Here is an 18,577-nt window from a genome sequence, read left to right as displayed (position 1 = left end):
AAACTTCCTAAATTTTTTAATGGTTGCAAACGATAAAACATAAAAATAGTGTTGGTATTATTTTACTCCTTAATTAAGTAAATTCCGTCTTCCTTGATTTCGATTAATTTCTCTCGGTATAAAGCACCAATGGCTTTCTTGAAGGTTTTCTTGCTCATTTTTAAAACTGTTTTAATGTCTTCCGGGTGTGAATTGTCCGTCAAACGCAAAAAACCTCTGCTGGCTCTTAACTCATCTAGAATTTTATCTGCATTGGGCTCGATACTTTGGTACCCCTGAACCTGCAATGCCACATCAATTTTATTATCAGGGCGAATCGTCTTAATGTAGCCGCGCATGCGGTCTCCTGTTCGAATTGCATCATCATACACTTCATCTTTGTACAACAAACCTTTATGTTTCTCGTTGATAATTACGTTAATTCCTATTTCAGTAATGTGCGAAACAATCAAATCCACTTCTTCTCCTTTTTCAACCGTTAGCTCCTCATTTTTTAGAAATTGGTTGGTTTTACTGGAAGCCACCAAACGATTAGTTTTTTCGTCCATATAAAGATAAACCAAGTAGCGTTTGCCTTTTTCCATAGGACGCGCCTGCTCTTTGAACGGAACCAAAATATCTTTTTCCATTCCCCAATCCATAAAAGCACCAATCTGATTGGTATAATTCACACGCAAAAGCGCAAATTCATTCAATAATATATACGGTTCTAATGTGGTGGCAACGGGTCTTTCTTCGTGGTCTAAATACACAAAAACAATCAACTCCTCGCCTATTTCAAATTCGTTTGGTACATATTTGTTAGGCAACAGAATGTCGTGAATTCCTTCGGGATCTTTTTCTGGATTACCTAGAAACAAACCCACTTTGGTATCGCGTAATATGGTAAGCGTATTGTATTTTCCTATTTCAATCATTTTCTTTCAATTTCTAAAGTGCAAAGGTACGAAGTTTGAAAATAGTAAATTAAGAAACCGTCCACAAAAAAACAAAGCCCGAATCCGAGGTTTTTTGGTTTTCCAGAAGCATCACTTTCCGTTGTTTCATTATGAGTTGTACTGCCGACTATTTAGTATCTTTTACTCATCAGTGGACGTAAACCAAAAATGAAAGAGCTACTTTAGAATAAAATTAGTTGTTTTTTTTATAAACGAATAAAAATTCCGTAAGATTACACAAATACAAAAAGTCCAATGAAAGTAGATTCATTGGACTTTTTGTAAATAAAAAAATAGCACTAAACCTTTTTAAAAATAATTGGCTATTCATAAAAAATAAAAGGCCGTCTTTTGGGGGAAGACAGCCTTTTAATTATAAAAAAATACTCAACTTAAATTTTTGCGAAGATATTTGTGTAATATTTTTTACCCGTTGCAGGATCCTCTTTTATTGCAATTCCAAAATGGGTAAAATTACCCTCTATATTTTCTTTATGACTAGGACTGGCTAACCAAGCATTTAAAGCCGCTTGTGGTGTATTGTAATTATAAGCAATATTTTCGCTCACGGATGTGGCTCCTAATGTTTTCATTATATTTTCGGAACGAGCCACAAAATCATTATGATTCACTACATTATTTGCAATCATATAATGATCATGTTCTTCTGATTTGTAAGACATGTGATTAATTTTTTCTAAAGGTGTTAAACCCTTGCGAACTCTGTGAGCATTAATCAAATTCATCGTTTCTATTTCGATCGAATTGTATGAATAAACAGTTACTTTCTTTGCTACGGCATCAGCTGTTTGAGTATCAGAAGAGTCTGAAGAACAGGAATTCATAGTGCATATTACAGTCACGAGCAATAACGCACGAAGTAATTTTAGCTTCATAAGAGTAGTAGTTTAAGTGTAAAGTAAATTGTGGGGCAAAAAACTTTAAGAATAATTAATAGATGCTTTTTATTATTAATTAAAATTACATCTTTTATCGTTAAACTACCAAAAATAATCGACTAACTACATTATAAAGATATTTATATATGTATATTTCCTACTTTAAGGAGAGAGTCTGTCCATTTTCCAAGAATAATCGTGTTGACTTGTATAACGAATTCTATCATGTAATCGATTGGGCCTTCCTTGCCAAAACTCTACTTCTAAAGGAGTTACTAAAAATCCGCCCCAGTGTTTGGGTCTCGGAATTACAACACTCTCAAAATCTTTTTCTAACTGCTTCAGGTTTTCCTCTAAATAGCCTCTGGAAGGAATCACTTCACTTTGGTTAGAAACTATTGCGCCTAATTTACTGCCATCAGGTCTGGATTCAAAATAACTATCAGAAGTCATTTCCGATGTTTTTTTTGCAATTCCTTTAATGATTACCTGACGCTCCATAGTATGCCAAAAAAAAGACAGGCACACATTAGGATTTTCAGCAATAGCCTTACCTTTTTCTGAATTGTAATTGGTATAAAAAATAAAACCTTCTTCAGTAAATTTTTTCAATAAAACAACTCTAGACTTGGGAAAACCATCTAAACCTATTGTAGCAACCGTCATAGCATTTACTTCGCTTTCGCCACCATAATCTTCTACTTCATGAAACCAGCGATTAAACAAATTTATTGGGTCTTCCGGAATATTCGATTCTAATAATTCACTCTTTTCGTATGATTTTCTGTAATTACTTAAGTCGTTCATATTTCATTGTTTTAAAAATGTTTGATTGTTGAATGATTTGATAAAAATTATCAAAAAATCCAAATACTATTTTATACTCTAAATTGATTTCTGTATTTAAAACTCAAAGCTTTTTCCATCATCTGCTAAGAGTACTGAGGGGAAAATAGTTTCGGCTTCTTCTTTAAACAATCCGATATTTTCATATCGGGTGGAATAATGTCCTAAAACTAATTGTTTAGCATTTGCTTTCAAAGCTATGGTTGCAGCTTCTTTAGCTGTAGAATGTAATGTTTTTTTGGCCAGATTTTCCTCCGATTGAAGGAAAGTAGATTCATGGTACAACACATCTATATTTTCAATTATAGGAAGTATCTCCTCATTGTAAGCAGTATCTGAGCAAAATGCATAATTCTTTGCCGGAATAGGATCAAATGTCAATTTGTCGTTTGCTATGATTCTTCCGTCTTCCAACGCGATGTCTTTCCCATTTTTTATTTTTTGGTAATAGCAACTCTCTATTTCATAATTTTGAACGGCATCCAAATTCAGTTTTCGGTCTCCTAATTTTTCTTGGAACAAAAAACCATTTGTATACACGCGGTGTTTTAATGGAATGGTTTTTACCAAAACCTTGTCGTCTTCAAAAATAATTTCGCTTTCCAGCGATTCCAATTCATGAAAGAACAAACCGTAATTGGTCCAAGAATTAGACAATCGCAATTGCAACTTGATAATTTCTTTGATGCCCTTTGGACCATAAATATGCAAATCCGTAGTTCTGTTGAGCAAAGTAAATGTGGATACTAAACCCACTAATCCAAAGAAGTGGTCTCCGTGCAAATGGGAAATAAAAACATGGTTTATTTTAGAAAATCGTATTTTATTCTTCCGCAATTGCACTTGGGTTCCTTCTCCGCAATCAATCAAAAAAAGTCTGTTTTTTATGTCTAAAATCTGGGAAGTAGGATTGGTAAAGGTTCGTGGAGTGGCTGCATAGCAACCGAGGATTGTTAGTTTCAAGTTTAATTTATTCGGTTATTTGGTTAACTGTTTAATCGTTATTTCATATTTGTTTAAATAAATTTGGCGGTTAAAAAGTAACCGAGTGTTCTAACTTAAAAACCTAAATCTCTTTCAATCTCCTCCATTTCAATAATATCATGAGACTCTAATAGTGAAGGCACCACAGTTAATTTCTCAGGAATGGCATTGTAATCAAAATCAGAAGTGACAATTACAAAAGATTTTTTAGCTTTTTTATGTTGTTTTGACAATGGCATAAATAATTTAACATCATTTGTTGACAAATCGTTATGCAACAAAAGATCAATTATTATGTTGTGTTTTTCGAATGTTTTATATTGATGGGTAACCTTCATTAAAAAAGAAGTAAAATCACCCTGAGTATCCCTAATCGTTATCGTATGTCCTTTTTGATCTACTTTCATTGTATTAAATTTCAGAGACTGCATCTTTAATAGCAGTATGGTTTATAAGTAGCTAATTTACAAAGTTTTAAATTAGTTTATTGAATTTTTGAAGCCAAAAGATAAATAACCGCCATTCTAATTGCTACACCATTTTCTACTTGGTTCAAAATCACGGATTGATGGGAATCAGCCACTTCACTTGTAATCTCTACACCGCGATTAATAGGTCCGGGATGCATAATTATAATTTCTTTATTAAGAGAATCCAAAAGTGGTTTATCAACTCCATATAGTTGTGCATATTCCCTTGTGGATGGAAAATAATTGACATCCATACGTTCATTTTGCACACGTAACATATTGGCAACATCACACCATTCTAATGCTTTTCTTAAATTAGGTTCCACAGTAACGCCAAGCGATTCAATATGTCTTGGAATAAGTGTTTTAGGGCCGCAAACTTTGACCTCAGCGCCTTGCATTTGCAACGCATAGATGTTGGACAAAGCGACTCTGGAATGCAAAACATCACCTACAATGACCACTTTCTTTCCGGCTACTTCACCTAGTTTTTCTCGAATGGAATAGCTGTCTAACAACGCTTGTGTAGGATGTTCGTGTGCACCATCTCCTGCGTTGACGATGCTGGCTTTTACGTTTTTGGACAAGAAATAAGCAGCGCCTGGATTCGCGTGCCGCATCACCACCATATCTACTTTCATCGAAAGGATATTGTTTACGGTATCTATTAATGTTTCTCCCTTTTTGACAGAAGATTGTGCTGCCGAAAAGCTAATAACATCTGCAGACAACCGTTTTTGTGCTAATTCAAAAGAAAGTTTTGTTCTGGTACTGTTTTCGAAGAAAATATTGGCAATGGTAATATCTCGTAACGAAGGCACTTTCTTAATTGGTCGATTAATGACTTCTTTAAAATGATCGGCAGTTTCAAAAATCAGGTCAATATCATTCTTGTTGATGTATTTTATCCCTAATAAATGATTTACGCTTAATTCTTTCATTTTTATTTACGATTATAGTTTTTAATAGGTGGCTTTTGTTTTAAATCTAACTTGTAATTAAATACACACCATCTTCTCCGTCATTTTCTTTCCAGCTCACTTTTACTTTTTCATCATTTATTGCGTCTACCTGTCTGCCTCTATAATCCGGTTGAATGGGTAAATTGCGACTGAAACGTCTGTCTATCAAAACCAGCAGTTCAATTTCCGAAGGTCGCCCAAAAGATTGTATAGCAGTCAAAGCTGAGCGTATGCTTCGTCCGGTGAACAGGACATCATCTATGAAAATGACTTTTTTATTTTCAACAATAAAATTAATCTTGGTTTTATTGGCTTCTAATGGCTTATCTGTTCTTCTAAAATCATCTCTGAAAAAGGTAATGTCCAGATAACCTAATTGAATTTCAGGAGTTTGATATTCTTTTTCCAGAATTTGTTTCAATCGCTCCGCCAAAAAAACACCTCTTGGTTGGATTCCAACTAATATTGTATCTGAAAAATCTAAATGTTTTTCTATTAATTGACAAGCCAAACGATGTAATATGATAGTAACTTCTTTTGCAGTAAGTAATACTTTTTGACTCATAGTAATTGTGTAGTTTGGTTTGGCAAATATACAAATTCCAATTTATGATATTATAATTAAAAAGGGAGAAAATAGCAGCATTTAGGATTTGCCCCATGAAATCCATGTGGCTTTATGCCAAATCATTTCTAAAAGTCCTTGCTTGTGGGTTTCAAGCCACCATTTACAAAAATATAATTGGATAAAAAACAATGCAAATCCTATCAATAAGCAAAAGATAGCGCCAGTATATTTAAAAAGTCCCAACCCATATCGGTAATAAATAAATACGCCAATTGCTGACTGAAATATATAATTTGTAAGGCTCATTTTTCCAAACGGAATAAACTTAGAAAATACGTTATTAACAGCATTCTTTATGATAAAAAAAATACTCAATTAATAAAAAATTAAGTGTTTAACGTAACAAATTTATTTATACTTTTTAAAATGCAGTTGTTCCTATATCAGTTGTATTACCAATGGTCACTACGATAGTACTTTTTGTTACAGGCAATAAAGGTAAAACAGGAGTCATAGTTACGTTGTAAGTCCCTGAAGGAAGACCTATAACTAAAAATTCACCGCTTGCATTTGCGTTTGTTGAATAAGATAAACTCGTAAGAACATCAACAGCAGTGACTACAGCTAAACTGCCTACCGGAGTAATTTTACCTTTAATGTTACCACTTATAGCCGCTTCAATTGTTCTAACAACAGGTTTCAATTTATAAGCACCATTTCCTGTATTCACAATTGATTTATTCGCATCAAAATCAAGTAAAACACTATACAAAATTCCTTGTTCAAGTGTTTGGTGTACTTGTAATTTCAGTCCTGATTGTTCAGCACTTGGAGTATTCAAAGGATAGGTTACATTATCAACAACTACCGTATTGTTTGTTCCAAGTATAAGTCTAATTTGAGCAACTTTAGAAATTTGTAAGGTGTCAGTAGCAATAAGAGTACTTTCGCCGTTAGAAAAATCAAGTAGGTTATAAATTCCTTTCTTAACATTCAACGTTACCGTTTCTCCAGCATCTCCAGTTACTTCTACACCTAGTAAATCAATATTTACTTTTTGATATGGCCCCGGAGCGTCAGTCATTTTTACTTGATAAGGATAACTTGAAGCTATTTCTTCGTTGTTATTACATGAAGTCATAATAATTCCTAATACGAAGAAAGATAGAATAATTTTCATTTTTTTCATTTTCAATTGTTTTTTATAGTTATAAAATACTTTAAAATATTTAGTAAATTTAAAAGCAACGTGAAAAAAATTTGTTACATAACTTTAGTATTAAGTTATAGGATTCACACATTAAAACAGCAGTACTATAAGACTTTATTATGCATTAAATTTTTTCCTTTACAATGCGGTCTTTTTTGACATGTAAAACTGTTAATTGCTTTTCTATTGCTTCCATCATAGGCGGAGGTCTACAGAGGTAAAATAATTCATCAGTTACTTTTTGGTTGATTTTAATCAAATTTTCAAAGATTTGACCATATTCATCTACAACACGTTTTTCTTTTGATAGAATATTAATGAAATTATGACCTAATAATTCTTTAAATTCATCTTCTAATATAATATCATCTTTGGTTTTATTATATTACTTTTATGTTTAATTATGGTGGTTAACCACTATTTTGTGATTTTATCCTCTAAATTTCACAATAAACTTAAATAATTATGTAACAACGCTATACTTGAAACCTGTAATTTTATATTTCAAATTAAAGATAGAAATCATGCTAAAAAAATTAACCAGACTATTAATGCTTTCATTGGTACTAATATCATTTTCAAGTTGTTCAATAATAGGAGGAATATTCAAAGCTGGAGTAGGTGTTGGTATATTTATAGTTGTTGCCGTTATCGTTATTATCATTTTTATCATTAATAAGATTTTCGGTAAGAAATAATGATCGTTTAATTAAGATTGACAATTAAAAACTTCTTTTAATAAAAATATCCCGCAATTGCGGGATATTTTTAATCTTAAATATAAATTACTTTTTATACAATATACATTTTAGCTCTCAATTCCTGAACTTTTTCATCATCTAGGTAATCATCAAAAGTCATGTAACGGTCAATCGCTCCATTAGGCGTTAATTCAATTACTCTATTAGCAACCGTTTGCGAGAATTCATGATCATGAGTGGTGAAAATCACAGAACCTTTGTAGTTTTTTAATGAATTATTAAAAGCTGTAATGGACTCTAAATCCAAGTGATTGGTAGGTTCATCCAGCATTAAAACATTCGCTCGTTCCATCATCATTCGAGACAACATGCAACGCACTTTTTCTCCTCCGGATAATACTCTGCAGGTTTTTAAGGCTTCTTCTCCTGAAAAAATCATTTTTCCAAGAAAACTACGAATATTTACTTCATCACGCTCCTCTTCAGTTTTTACCCATTGACGCAACCAATCTACAAGAGAATAATCGTTTTCGAAAAACGAATGATTATCTCCTGGTAAATACGCTTGGTTTGTTGTAACTCCCCAATCATAAGTTCCGGAATCCGCTTTTTGATTTCCATTTAGAATTTCGTAGAAAGCGGTAGTGGCACGTGAATCTTTTGAGAAAAGAACGATTTTATCGCCTTTGGCCATATTCAAATCTACGCCTTTAAATAAAATATCTCCATCTACAGAAGCGCTTAAATTTTGCACATTCAAAATTTGATCTCCTGCCTCACGCTCTTGGTCAAAAATAATTGCCGGATAACGACGACTTGATGGTTTTATTTCGGAAATATTCAGCTTGCTAATCATTTTTTTACGAGAAGTAGCTTGTTTTGATTTGGCTACATTCGCACTAAAACGACGAATAAATTCTTCTAATTCCTGTTTCTTTTCTTCTGCTTTTTTGTTTTGTTGCGCGCGTTGTTTTGCTGCTAATTGACTTGATTCATACCAGAATGTATAGTTTCCGGAATAATGATTTATTTTACTGAAATCTATATCCGAAATATGTGTACAAACGGAATCCAAAAAGTGTCTGTCGTGAGAAACTACAATTACGGTATTTTCATAATTGGCCAAGAAATTCTCTAACCAGGCAATGGTTTCAAAATCCAGATCATTGGTAGGCTCATCCATAATAAGTAAATCCGGATTTCCAAAAAGCGCTTGTGCCAAAAGGACACGAACTTTAATTTTTCCCTCAAGATCTCCCATTAAAGTATAATGATGTTCCTCTGTAATGCCTAGATTTGATAACATCGATGCCGCGTCGGAATCAGCATTCCAACCGTTCATCTCTTCAAATTGCACTTGTAACTCGCCTATCCTGTCCGCATTTGAATCATTGTAATCTAAATATAAAGCATCCATTTCTTTTTTGATCGCATACAAGGTTTTATTCCCCATCATAACGGTCTCCAATACGGTGCTTTCGTCAAACATATTGTGGTTTTGGTTTAAAACCGACATACGTTTTCCTGGTTCCAAATGAATATGTCCCGAAGTTGGGTCCATTTCCCCGGCGATTATTTTAAGAAAAGTAGATTTTCCAGCGCCATTGGCTCCGATAACTCCGTAGATATTACCGTGAGTGAAGGTAGTATTTACTTCGTCAAACAAAATTCGTTTGCCAAACTGAACTGATAAATTATTTACTGTTAACATGAATATTTATTTTATAAAATTTTTGCAAAAATACGAAAAAAATAACGATTTACTGAATTCCAAAAAAATCCATTTTTAACGGTTTTAATTTACGGATTAGAACAACAATTAACAGAAAAAAATCCTGACACAAATTATCAGGATTTCAAAATTCTTACTTCATAAAGCCAATGTTACTTTTCTTGTTTACAACAATTTTTTTAAACTGCCGTAAACTGCTAATTCTACATCGGCGGGACTTCTGGTATTGCATTTCTCTAATAAATCTTCCAATACAGTTTGACTTACTTTTTGTTTTTTATCTATTAAAAGCAATAGCTGCTGGGATACATCACTCAAACTTTTAGACAAGGGCAAAAGAGGTTGCACCAGCGGCGCATTGGCACTTAAAGCAATTAAATCGGAATTTAGGACGATCCACTTCTTAAAAAAGTCAGTCACTATCCCTTTATTCTCCTTGCTTTTATTTGCTAAATATGTATTGACTGCAACATTAAAATCTAGTGCTTCCGAAGCATCCGCATTACAAGCATCCGCAAATAAGGTCAACGGAGAATGCATGCGGTATTTCTTTCCGCCACCATTACGTTTGTAATTTTTCAGTGGTTCACAAAGGTTTGAAAAATCATTCAATGCACGTGTATCTTGATTGTTGCTGATGTTTCTTAAAATCACTTCTTTGTTTCTTATGTGATCAATTCCGAGTTCTTCTAATCGAAAAGAAATCGTTTTCAACCTTTTGCGTAAGCTGTTCATATCGGTAACAGATTCATCAGACCATAATCGCTCAGCTATCGCAGCGGTTCGTGGCCAAATTCTGGAATCTATATTTAATGGCGTTACGAGTTCACTCCACATCGCTGCTTCTCCTCCTAAAACCCTTGCTTTTTCCTCTGGACTAAGAATTATCTTTTTGGGTATGGGATCATTCAAATAATGACTTTCAATACCAAGCATCAAATCAATATAATATCCATTTGACAACACTGTATTGTAACCGCTTTTTGCAGCTTTGATCAATGCTCCACCGGCTTCTTGCCCTTCGTTAGTTCCTCGCCAAGCATGAATTATGGCGTCTTTAGACATGTTTTCAGTCATTATTTCTTCCCAACCCATTAATTTTTTGTTGTATTTTTTCAAGATTGGAATCAACTTCATATTAAAATAAGTTTGCAAATCATGATTACTGGCCAGATTATTATCCTTTTTAAATTGCTGAATAGCAGGATTTGCATTCCACTCCTTCCCATTGTTTTCGTCACCTCCAATATGAAAATAACTACTTGGAAATAACGGGCACACTTCATCAAAAATCGAACTTAAAACTTCGTAGGTTTTTGGATTTATAGGGTCTAAAGTCGCATTGAAAATCCCTGAATTTCTTTGTACTTCATACGTGATTTCCCCCTCACCTACTTTACTTCCTATTTCAGGATAGGCAGTCAGCAATGCCGATGCATGTCCAGGAACATCTATTTCAGGAATAACCAGAATCCCTCTTTCATCAGCATATTTTACAATATTTTTAATTTCTTCCTGAGTATAAAAATTTCCATCTGAGGCTAATTCTGTCAATTTTGGATGATTTTTTAATTCAATTCTCCAACCTTGATCATCGGCTAAATGCCAATGGAAAACATTCATTTTCATCGAAGCCATAGCGTCCAGATTTCTTTTGATAACATCTACCGGTTGAAAATGTCTTGCCGCATCAATCATCAGGCCTCTCCAGGTAAAACGTGGCGAATCCGAGATTTCAACAACCGGAAAGTAAAATGACGTACTATTATTCTGAAGCAATTGTAATAACGTCTCCAAACCATGCAAAGCCCCTAAATCACTTGTGGCATTAATGGTTATTTGATTAGAAGCAATTTTCAATTCGTAACTTTCATCTTCATTAATTTCTATTTTTCCGTTGCGAACACAATTTATCTGCAATTCAGCTTCCGGACTTTCGTTGACTTCTGTCAAAAAACTTTGTTCGAGAAACAATCCCGTTCTGCCATCTAATCGTCGCAGGAAATTGGTTGCGCCTATAAAAATTCTGGGATTAGGATTCCCGGTAATATTCACTTTAAATTTTTTGCTTAAAGCAAAAGTGCCAGCGGTCAACTTTATATTTTGTGGCCAAGGCATCAGGTTTAATTGCTCGGTGGTAATTTGTGCATTCGAAACAAAACTTACTAATAATAGGATCAAAAAGTATTTCATAGTTTATAGGTATTCAATATGTTTTTAATAGTCAAAACGTTTAAAAGCTTCGATGGCTTCATATTCTGCCAGTCCTAAATCATCATATAATTTTGCTGTATGTTTATTGCGGTCTTCGGCACGCACCCAAAATTCTCTGGAATCATTACCTTGAAACATCACGCGGTCTTTTTGCGATTGATGGTATAAAATTGCGTGTCTTTTTAGCATTACTTCTTCTGGACTTAATGGTACTGCCATGTCTATTTCATGAATTTCCCATTCATGCCAAGCACCACGATATAACCACAGCCAGCAATCATTCATAAACGATTGTGGTTTCAACGCTGCCATAGCAGTAAAAACAGCATTAAGACAAACTTCATGCGTTCCGTGCGGATCCGCAAGATCACCAGCGGCAAAAACCTGATGCGGTTTTATTTTTTCGATAATCGCTTTTACAATAGCAATGTCATCCGCGTGGATTGGGTTTTTCTTTATTAGTCCCGTCTCATAAAAAGGCATATCCAGAAAATGGATATTCGATTCATTTAACCCAATGTATCGAACGGCTGCATACGATTCTCTGCGTCTGATAAGTGCTTTAAGTTTCCGAACTTCAAGAGAATCTATTTGATTTTCTGACTTATTATTCAAAAAATCAATAACGGATTGAAAATCAATTTTAGTTTTAGCATCTCCAATGAAATCAGTACAAACCTCAGCAAATTTTAAGGCTTCGTCATCTGTAACAGCGATGTTTCCTGAAGTTTGATACACTACATGAACATCATGTCCTTGTTTTATTAATTTAGAAAAAGTTCCTCCCATGGAAATCACGTCATCATCTGGATGCGGACTAAAAAGAATCACTCTTTTCTTATCAGGATTAGCCCTTTCCGGTCTATGGGAATCATCAGTATTAGGTTTACCTCCTGGCCATCCGGTTATGGTGTGCTGCAACACATTGAACATGTTTATATTCAAGTCGTAAGCTGAACCTTCTAATGCTAAAAGATCAGACATTCCATTATTATTGTAATCTCTGTCGGTCAATTTCAAAATAGATTGATTGGTACTTTGACACAGCCAAACAATTGCTTTGCTTTTTAACTCTTGAGTCCAAATACATTCGCCCACTAACCACGGTGTTTTGAAACGGGTTAATTCTGAAGCTGCCAATTGATCTAAAACGAACGTAGCATTAGCATGATTTTGCAAAAATGTCGCAGGAACTTCAGAGCTAATATCGCCTTGAACAGTTCTTTTTATGACATCGGCTTTATTTTGGCCCCAAGCCATCAAAATAATTCTTTTGGATTTAAGAATCGTAGAAACGCCCATCGTAATGGCTCTTTTAGGAACGTTTTCAATGCCATTAAAATCAGAAGAAGCATCGACTCTGGTAATATAATCCAGTGTAATTATTCGGGTTCCAGAATTAATGTGGGAACCTGGTTCATTAAACCCAACGTGACCCGTACGACCAATTCCTAACAATTGAAAATCAAGTCCGCCGGCATTTTTTATTTTATTTTCATAATCAATACAGTATTGATTCAGCTCTTCAATAGCTATCGTTCCATCCGGTATATTTATATTTTCCGGTTTAATATCAATATGATTAAAAAGATGCTCATGCATGAAATAATGATAGCTGTGGTGGTTCTCTTTTTTCATTGGATAGTATTCGTCCAGATTAAAAGTGACTACATTGCTAAAACTAAGTCCGTCTTCTTTATGCATTCGGACCAATTCTTCATATACTTTTATAGGTGACGAGCCCGTGGCCAAGCCAAGGATACAAACTTTGTTTTCAGCTTGTTTAGATAGAATCAATTGTGCGATTTCCTGAGCAACTAATAAAGACGCTTCTGAAGCATTTTTGAAAATTTTATTATGAATTTTTTCAAATCGTGTTTCTTCAAATTTACCGACACTTTCATAACTGATATCTTTTTTTCTTTCTAAATCACTTTTCATATCGTATTTTTTATACTGAATTATAAAGATAGTTTTTTTAAAAGAGTAAGAAAAATAAAAAATAACATAAATTAGATTGCTCCGAGTATCCAAAAAAATGGAGATTATGAAAATCTTAAACTATTTCTATGGATAAAGTACATTTAATCCCAATTTCAAAGTTACCGTCGTTTTAGAATTAGCAAAAAGGTTAAAAAAAAAGCATCATTTTTTAATAAAACGTGGTGATTCAATAATTATAACAATATTTAGTGTAAATTATTTTTTTTTAATTTACTTAACAAATATATTTACGGTCTTACAGCTATAAAAGTATTTAGTTTTAATCATTAACCAATGTATACTTATGAATTCAGAACAAACAAAGTCTAACAATTCCGCGCTTTACACGCTCATAACCGTATTTTTCTTTTGGGGTTTTATTGGAGCATCAAACGGAATTTTTATTCCATTTTGCAAAGCTAAATTTGGCTTAGACCAATTTCAAAGTCAACTTATCGATTTTGCTTTTTATGGGGCTTATTATATCGGAGCTTTATTGCTTTTTATTTTTAGCAGTATCGCCAAAAAAGATATTTTAAACGGTTGGGGATTCAAAAAAGGAATTATTTACGGATTATTGATAAGTACGTTTGGAGCTCTGCTTATGATTTTAGCGGTAACACAAGGAAGTTATTTGTTTATTCTTGGTGCATTATTCATTGTAGCTCTTGGTTTCTCACTGCAACAAACATCGGCACAGCCGTTTGCTGCTTCACTGGGCGAACCACATTCAGCATCAAGCAGACTAAATCTTGCTGGTGGAATCAACTCATTGGGCACCACAATAGGACCGATAGTGGTTTCTATCGCCTTGTTTGGTGTTATTGCAGGAGTTAATATCGAAGAATTTGCTCAAAAACCAGATTCATTAGATTCTATGAGAATCCTTTATGTATTTGTTGGAGGACTCTTTTTATTGGCAGCAGCCTTATTCCATTTTTCTAAAAAGTTACCGGCCGGAAAAAGTGATTCTACTTTTGAAACGGCGAATAAAGCAATGAAAACACTAATTGCGATCACTGTAATTTTGGTTGCCATTTTTGCTTATATCTTTTCCCGTTATGAAGATGCTGAATTTATTACTCGTTTTATCGAGAACAAAGAAAAAGATTACTTAGGATTAGCCTTAACGGTTTCTACACTTTTGGTAGTTGTTATTGGATTATTTTTCGCCAATACAACGGCTCAAAAAAATCCTGAAGGATGGGGAGCCATGAAATACCCACAATTAGTTTTGGGAATGTTAGCCCTTTTCGCTTACGTAGGTGTCGAGGTAACTATAGGAAGTAACCTTGGTGAATTATTGGTGACTGCTGATTTTGGTTCAATAGCTGGACCTGCTTTAGCGCCCTATATGTCTATGTATTGGGGAAGCTTAATGATTGGGCGTTGGGCAGGAGCCATTACAGTTTTCAACCCGTCATCTCAACTAAAGAAAATTTTACTTATCGTAGTTCCTTACATAGCTTTTGGAGTCGTATTAGCCGCTAACGCTATTTCCGGACAAGATGTAACACCTTTATATGCTTATGCATTTGTAATTTTGTTCCAAATCGCTGGTTTCTTTTTAGGAAAAGATCAACCGTCTAGAACCTTAATGATTTTTGGTTTAATGGGAATGACAGCCATGCTTATTGGTTTATTCACTACGGGTACAATCGCTATTTTTGCTTTCATGAGCGGTGGATTATTCTTAAGTATCATGTGGCCTTCTATTTTCTCATTAGCAATTGCAGGTTTAGGAAAATATACCTCCCAAGGTTCAGCCTTCTTGGTGATGATGATTTTGGGTGGTGGTATTATCCCGCCATTACAAGGAAAACTGGCAGATATTATAGGAATTCATGCTTCTTACTTCATTCCTGTTTTATGTTTCGCATTCATCGCATTCTACGGATGGAAAGTAATTGGAATTTTGGAAAAACAAGGAATCGGAAAAGAAGTAGAAGTTGGTGGCGGACACTAATCAAAAATATAATACCAAACCATATTGAAACCAAACCAATAAAAAAAATCCCATTTCAAATTTGAAATGGGATTTTTTTATTCAATTCGCTGAGACTCAAAATGGCTCACCGAGCATTTTTTATTTATTTCCTTTCTCAAAATCAGCCACAAATTGCGCCAATCCGATATCAGTCAATGGGTGTTTTAATAAGCCGTAAATGGCAGAAAGTGGTCCGGTGATCACATCAGCACCAATTTTCGCACAGTTTACAATGTGCATCGTGTGACGCACTGAAGCAGCCAGAATTTGAGTTTCGTAACCGTAGTTATCATAAATTAATCTTATTTCTTCGATCAAAGCCAAACCGTCTGTAGAAATATCATCTAAACGACCAATAAACGGAGAAACATAAGTAGCTCCCGCTTTAGCAGCCAATAAAGCCTGACCAGCCGAGAATACTAAAGTTACATTTGTTTTTATACCTTTATCCGAAAAGTATTTAGCAGCCATCACTCCCTCTTTAGTCATCGGCAATTTTACCACGATTTGCTCGTGTAAATCCGCCAACTCTTCACCTTCTTTTACCATTCCGTCGTAATCCAAAGCATTTACTTCGGCACTAACATCACCATCAACAAGATTACAAATGTCAACATAATGTTTCAAAATGTTGTTTTTTCCTGTGATTCCTTCTTTTGCCATTAATGTTGGATTAGTTGTAACACCATCCAAAACGCCCAACGCCTGTGCTTCCTTAATCTGAGCTAAATTAGCCGTGTCAATAAAAAATTTCATATTATATAATTTAATTGTGTGTTTCTAATTCTTTGGGCGTGACCCAAGGGTCGGGCTTTCCGCTTCAATCTTTTATTTTTTAAAGAAAAAATAAAAGGATTTTCACTGTAATCCCTCACGCTAATAAATTCGGTGCAAAATTACAACTTATAATGGCTCATCAGCATTTTTTCATATACTTTATCTGGTAAAATTCTTTTCAAAACAATTGAAATTTTTTGCATAAAAACGCCCACTTTATAATGAATTTTAGGTTCTGGAGTTTGGATAATCTGATAGACCGCTTCAGCCATTTCATTTGGATTACTGCCGCTGTCCACATGTTCATCCATCGTTTTCAAGGTGTTTCCGTACGGAGTTTCGTAAGCGGAACCCTTTAGCACCGGAGCATGAAAACGTCCCGAAGCAATATTTGTCGCAAAATCTCCCGGTGCCACATTCGTAATATGAATACCAAAGGATTTCACTTCCATTCGCAACGCTTCAGTGATGAGTTCAAGGGCACCCTTTGAAGCAGAATAAACACTTCGATACGGCAAACCCATATATCCCGCAATAGAAGTCACGTTGATGATTAATCCTGATTGTTGTGTACGCATTTGTGGTAACACTGCTTTCATTACTTCAATTGGGCCAAAAAGATTAGTCTCAAAATTATTCTTAATTTCATGCATCGGAATTTCTTCCAATGGTCCCGTAATCCCAACACCAGCGTTGTTAATGACAACATCAAGCCTTCCGGAGGTCGCAATCACTTTGGCTACAGCTGCATGAATCGAATCCGAATCCCGAACATCTAAAGCAATTAGAGGAAAAACCGAATTTAAAATTCGTTCCGGATTTCTACTAGTTCCGTACACAACAAAACCTTTATGGTGTAAAAATTCGCCAATAGATTTCCCTATTCCTGAAGAACCGCCTGTTATTAAAACTACTTTATTCATGATTATTGATGTTTATTGTACGAAAGATCCAAAAATAAAAAAATCCTCCCGAAGGAAGACTACTTATTTGTGTGAATTTAGAAAAGAATCTGAAATAAATTTAGATTAAAAAAATGGCAAGCGACCTACATCGCACCGCTCAACCACGTACCCTTGCTATGTTCCCATCCTGGGGGAGTCTGCAGGAGCTGGTCGTGTAGGACTTGCCGGTGCAAATATACAATCTTTTTATATTTTTACAAGAGCTTTAATCATTAAAAAATAACGTTATATTGGGGTATCAAAAATTCAAACAATGAAAAATCATAACTTCCTATCTATCATTTTATTAGGAATCACTTTAGCAAGTTGCAACGAGGAAAAAAAAGGCCAAAACACTTTATTTACCTTTGATAATTCTAAATTTTCAGCATTATATACCCCACAAGAAGTCCTTTCTTTAGCGGTTTTGAATCCCAATTCAAAAAAAGTAGATAGCATTATTTACTACGTCAATGATAAAAAAATTGCTTCTAAGAAAGGTCTTGATAAACTATCATTGGAATTAAAAGATCAAAAATTAGGAAACCAAGACCTGAAAGCCCTTGTTTATTATGAAGGACAAACCGCTGAGGCTACTGGAAGAGTAGAATTAGTTTCCGGCATTCAACCAAAACTATTAAAATATACCATTGTAAATACCTATCCGCACGACATTCAAGCCTACACGCAAGGATTAGAGTTTTACCGTGACACGCTGTATGAAGGAACTGGAAACGGTTCTGGAAACAGTTCTGGAATAAAAGGGATTTCGAGTTTAAGAAAAACAAACTATAAAACTGGAGAAGTATATAAAAAAGTAGAACTGGCTGACAATTATTTTGGGGAAGGAATTACGATTCTCAACAACAAAGTATACCAACTGACTTGGCAAAACAATGAAGGATATGTGTATAATGCTGATACTTTCAAAAAAGAAAAAACGTTCCCCTATTTCAAATCAATTGAAGGTTGGGGATTGACAAATGACGGAACTTATTTATACCAATCAGACGGAACCGAAAAAATTTGGATCATTGATCCAATCACATTCAAAGAAGTAGATTACTTGAACGTATATTCCTTTGAAACAAAAATAAAAGCAATCAATGAACTCGAATGGATTGATGGTAAAATTTATGGAAATGTGTACCAGAAAGATGCCATTGCAGTCATCAATCCTAAAAATGGAGCCGTTGAAGCAATTATCAATCTTGCTGATTTGAAGAAAAAAATTACCCAATTACCTGATACAGATGTCCTAAACGGAATTGCCTACAACCCAAAAACCAAAACCATTTTTGTGACCGGAAAAAACTGGGATAAAATGTTTGAAATCAAAGTTTCTGAATAATTTTATATAAA

Annotated in this window: 16 protein-coding genes and 1 other RNA gene; 2 read left to right on the top strand and 15 right to left on the bottom strand. The window is 34.4% G+C overall.

From position 1 onward, the window contains the following. Window positions 1-62: 62 nt before the first annotated feature. From EKM03_RS09825 to nagB, 12 genes are all read right to left on the bottom strand, one after another. The gene (locus EKM03_RS09825) at window positions 63-917 is read right to left on the bottom strand and encodes a S1 RNA-binding domain-containing protein (protein WP_126454843.1); all 855 of its coding nucleotides are present in this window, start codon (window positions 915-917) and stop codon (window positions 63-65) included. Between the two features lie 413 nt (window positions 918-1,330). Then, window positions 1,331-1,834, bottom strand: coding sequence for a CAP domain-containing protein (locus EKM03_RS09820; protein ID WP_126562183.1), 504 nt, complete (start codon window positions 1,832-1,834; stop codon window positions 1,331-1,333). A 165-nt stretch (window positions 1,835-1,999) separates the two neighbouring features. Beyond that, a complete protein-coding gene (gene pdxH / locus EKM03_RS09815; protein WP_126562184.1) occupies window positions 2,000-2,644 on the bottom strand; it encodes a pyridoxamine 5'-phosphate oxidase in 645 nt (214 codons plus the stop codon). Window positions 2,645-2,740: 96 nt separating this feature from the next. Further along, the gene (locus EKM03_RS09810) at window positions 2,741-3,646 is read right to left on the bottom strand and encodes a ribonuclease Z (protein ID WP_126459916.1); all 906 of its coding nucleotides are present in this window, start codon (window positions 3,644-3,646) and stop codon (window positions 2,741-2,743) included. A gap of 95 nt (window positions 3,647-3,741) precedes the next feature. Next, complete coding sequence (locus EKM03_RS09805; protein ID WP_126459918.1) at window positions 3,742-4,074, bottom strand: ribonuclease Z; 333 nt, start codon at window positions 4,072-4,074, stop codon at window positions 3,742-3,744. Window positions 4,075-4,151: 77 nt separating this feature from the next. Beyond that, entirely contained in the window at window positions 4,152-5,078 is a 927-nt protein-coding gene (locus EKM03_RS09800; protein WP_126555712.1) for an aspartate carbamoyltransferase catalytic subunit, read from the bottom strand. Between the two features lie 46 nt (window positions 5,079-5,124). Next, on the bottom strand, window positions 5,125-5,664 hold the full coding sequence (pyrR, locus tag EKM03_RS09795; protein WP_126555710.1) for a bifunctional pyr operon transcriptional regulator/uracil phosphoribosyltransferase PyrR: 540 nt from the start codon (window positions 5,662-5,664) through the stop codon (window positions 5,125-5,127). An 81-nt stretch (window positions 5,665-5,745) separates the two neighbouring features. Next, window positions 5,746-6,042 carry a DUF418 domain-containing protein gene (locus EKM03_RS09790; protein WP_126555707.1) on the bottom strand — a complete coding sequence of 99 codons (297 nt, stop codon included), beginning with the start codon at window positions 6,040-6,042 and terminating at the stop codon, window positions 5,746-5,748. Between the two features lie 46 nt (window positions 6,043-6,088). Further along, complete coding sequence (locus tag EKM03_RS09785) at window positions 6,089-6,847, bottom strand: DUF4382 domain-containing protein (protein WP_158614866.1); 759 nt, start codon at window positions 6,845-6,847, stop codon at window positions 6,089-6,091. 822 nt (window positions 6,848-7,669) lie between these two features. Continuing rightward, window positions 7,670-9,289, bottom strand: coding sequence for an ABC-F family ATP-binding cassette domain-containing protein (locus EKM03_RS09780; RefSeq protein ID WP_126453416.1), 1,620 nt, complete (start codon window positions 9,287-9,289; stop codon window positions 7,670-7,672). 186 nt (window positions 9,290-9,475) lie between these two features. Further along, a complete protein-coding gene (locus tag EKM03_RS09775) occupies window positions 9,476-11,503 on the bottom strand; it encodes a beta-N-acetylhexosaminidase (RefSeq protein WP_126740299.1) in 2,028 nt (675 codons plus the stop codon). Window positions 11,504-11,527: 24 nt separating this feature from the next. Then, entirely contained in the window at window positions 11,528-13,465 is a 1,938-nt protein-coding gene (nagB, locus tag EKM03_RS09770; RefSeq protein ID WP_126740297.1) for a glucosamine-6-phosphate deaminase, read from the bottom strand. Between the two features lie 346 nt (window positions 13,466-13,811). Here nagB and EKM03_RS09765 point away from each other — a divergent pair, with 346 nt between their 5' ends. Next, the gene (locus EKM03_RS09765) at window positions 13,812-15,473 is read left to right on the top strand and encodes an MFS transporter (protein ID WP_126740295.1); all 1,662 of its coding nucleotides are present in this window, start codon (window positions 13,812-13,814) and stop codon (window positions 15,471-15,473) included. A 120-nt stretch (window positions 15,474-15,593) separates the two neighbouring features. Here the strand turns inward: EKM03_RS09765 and fsa are convergent, their stop codons facing one another. From fsa to ffs, 3 genes are all read right to left on the bottom strand, one after another. Then, on the bottom strand, window positions 15,594-16,250 hold the full coding sequence (fsa, locus tag EKM03_RS09760) for a fructose-6-phosphate aldolase (RefSeq protein ID WP_126740293.1): 657 nt from the start codon (window positions 16,248-16,250) through the stop codon (window positions 15,594-15,596). A gap of 140 nt (window positions 16,251-16,390) precedes the next feature. After that, complete coding sequence (locus EKM03_RS09755) at window positions 16,391-17,194, bottom strand: SDR family oxidoreductase (protein WP_126568945.1); 804 nt, start codon at window positions 17,192-17,194, stop codon at window positions 16,391-16,393. A 111-nt stretch (window positions 17,195-17,305) separates the two neighbouring features. After that, window positions 17,306-17,403, bottom strand: an RNA gene (gene ffs, locus EKM03_RS09750) — signal recognition particle sRNA small type. 86 nt (window positions 17,404-17,489) lie between these two features. Between ffs and EKM03_RS09745 the strand changes: the two genes are divergently transcribed. After that, the gene (locus tag EKM03_RS09745; RefSeq protein ID WP_126562189.1) at window positions 17,490-18,566 is read left to right on the top strand and encodes a glutaminyl-peptide cyclotransferase; all 1,077 of its coding nucleotides are present in this window, start codon (window positions 17,490-17,492) and stop codon (window positions 18,564-18,566) included. Window positions 18,567-18,577 lie beyond the last annotated feature (11 nt).

The sequence above is a fragment of the Flavobacterium sp. GSP6 genome (assembly GCF_003984855.1).
Classification (GTDB): Bacteria; Bacteroidota; Bacteroidia; order Flavobacteriales; family Flavobacteriaceae; genus Flavobacterium.
Note: the sequence above shows the minus strand (reverse complement) of the source record. Positions and strands in the feature narration are given on the sequence as shown.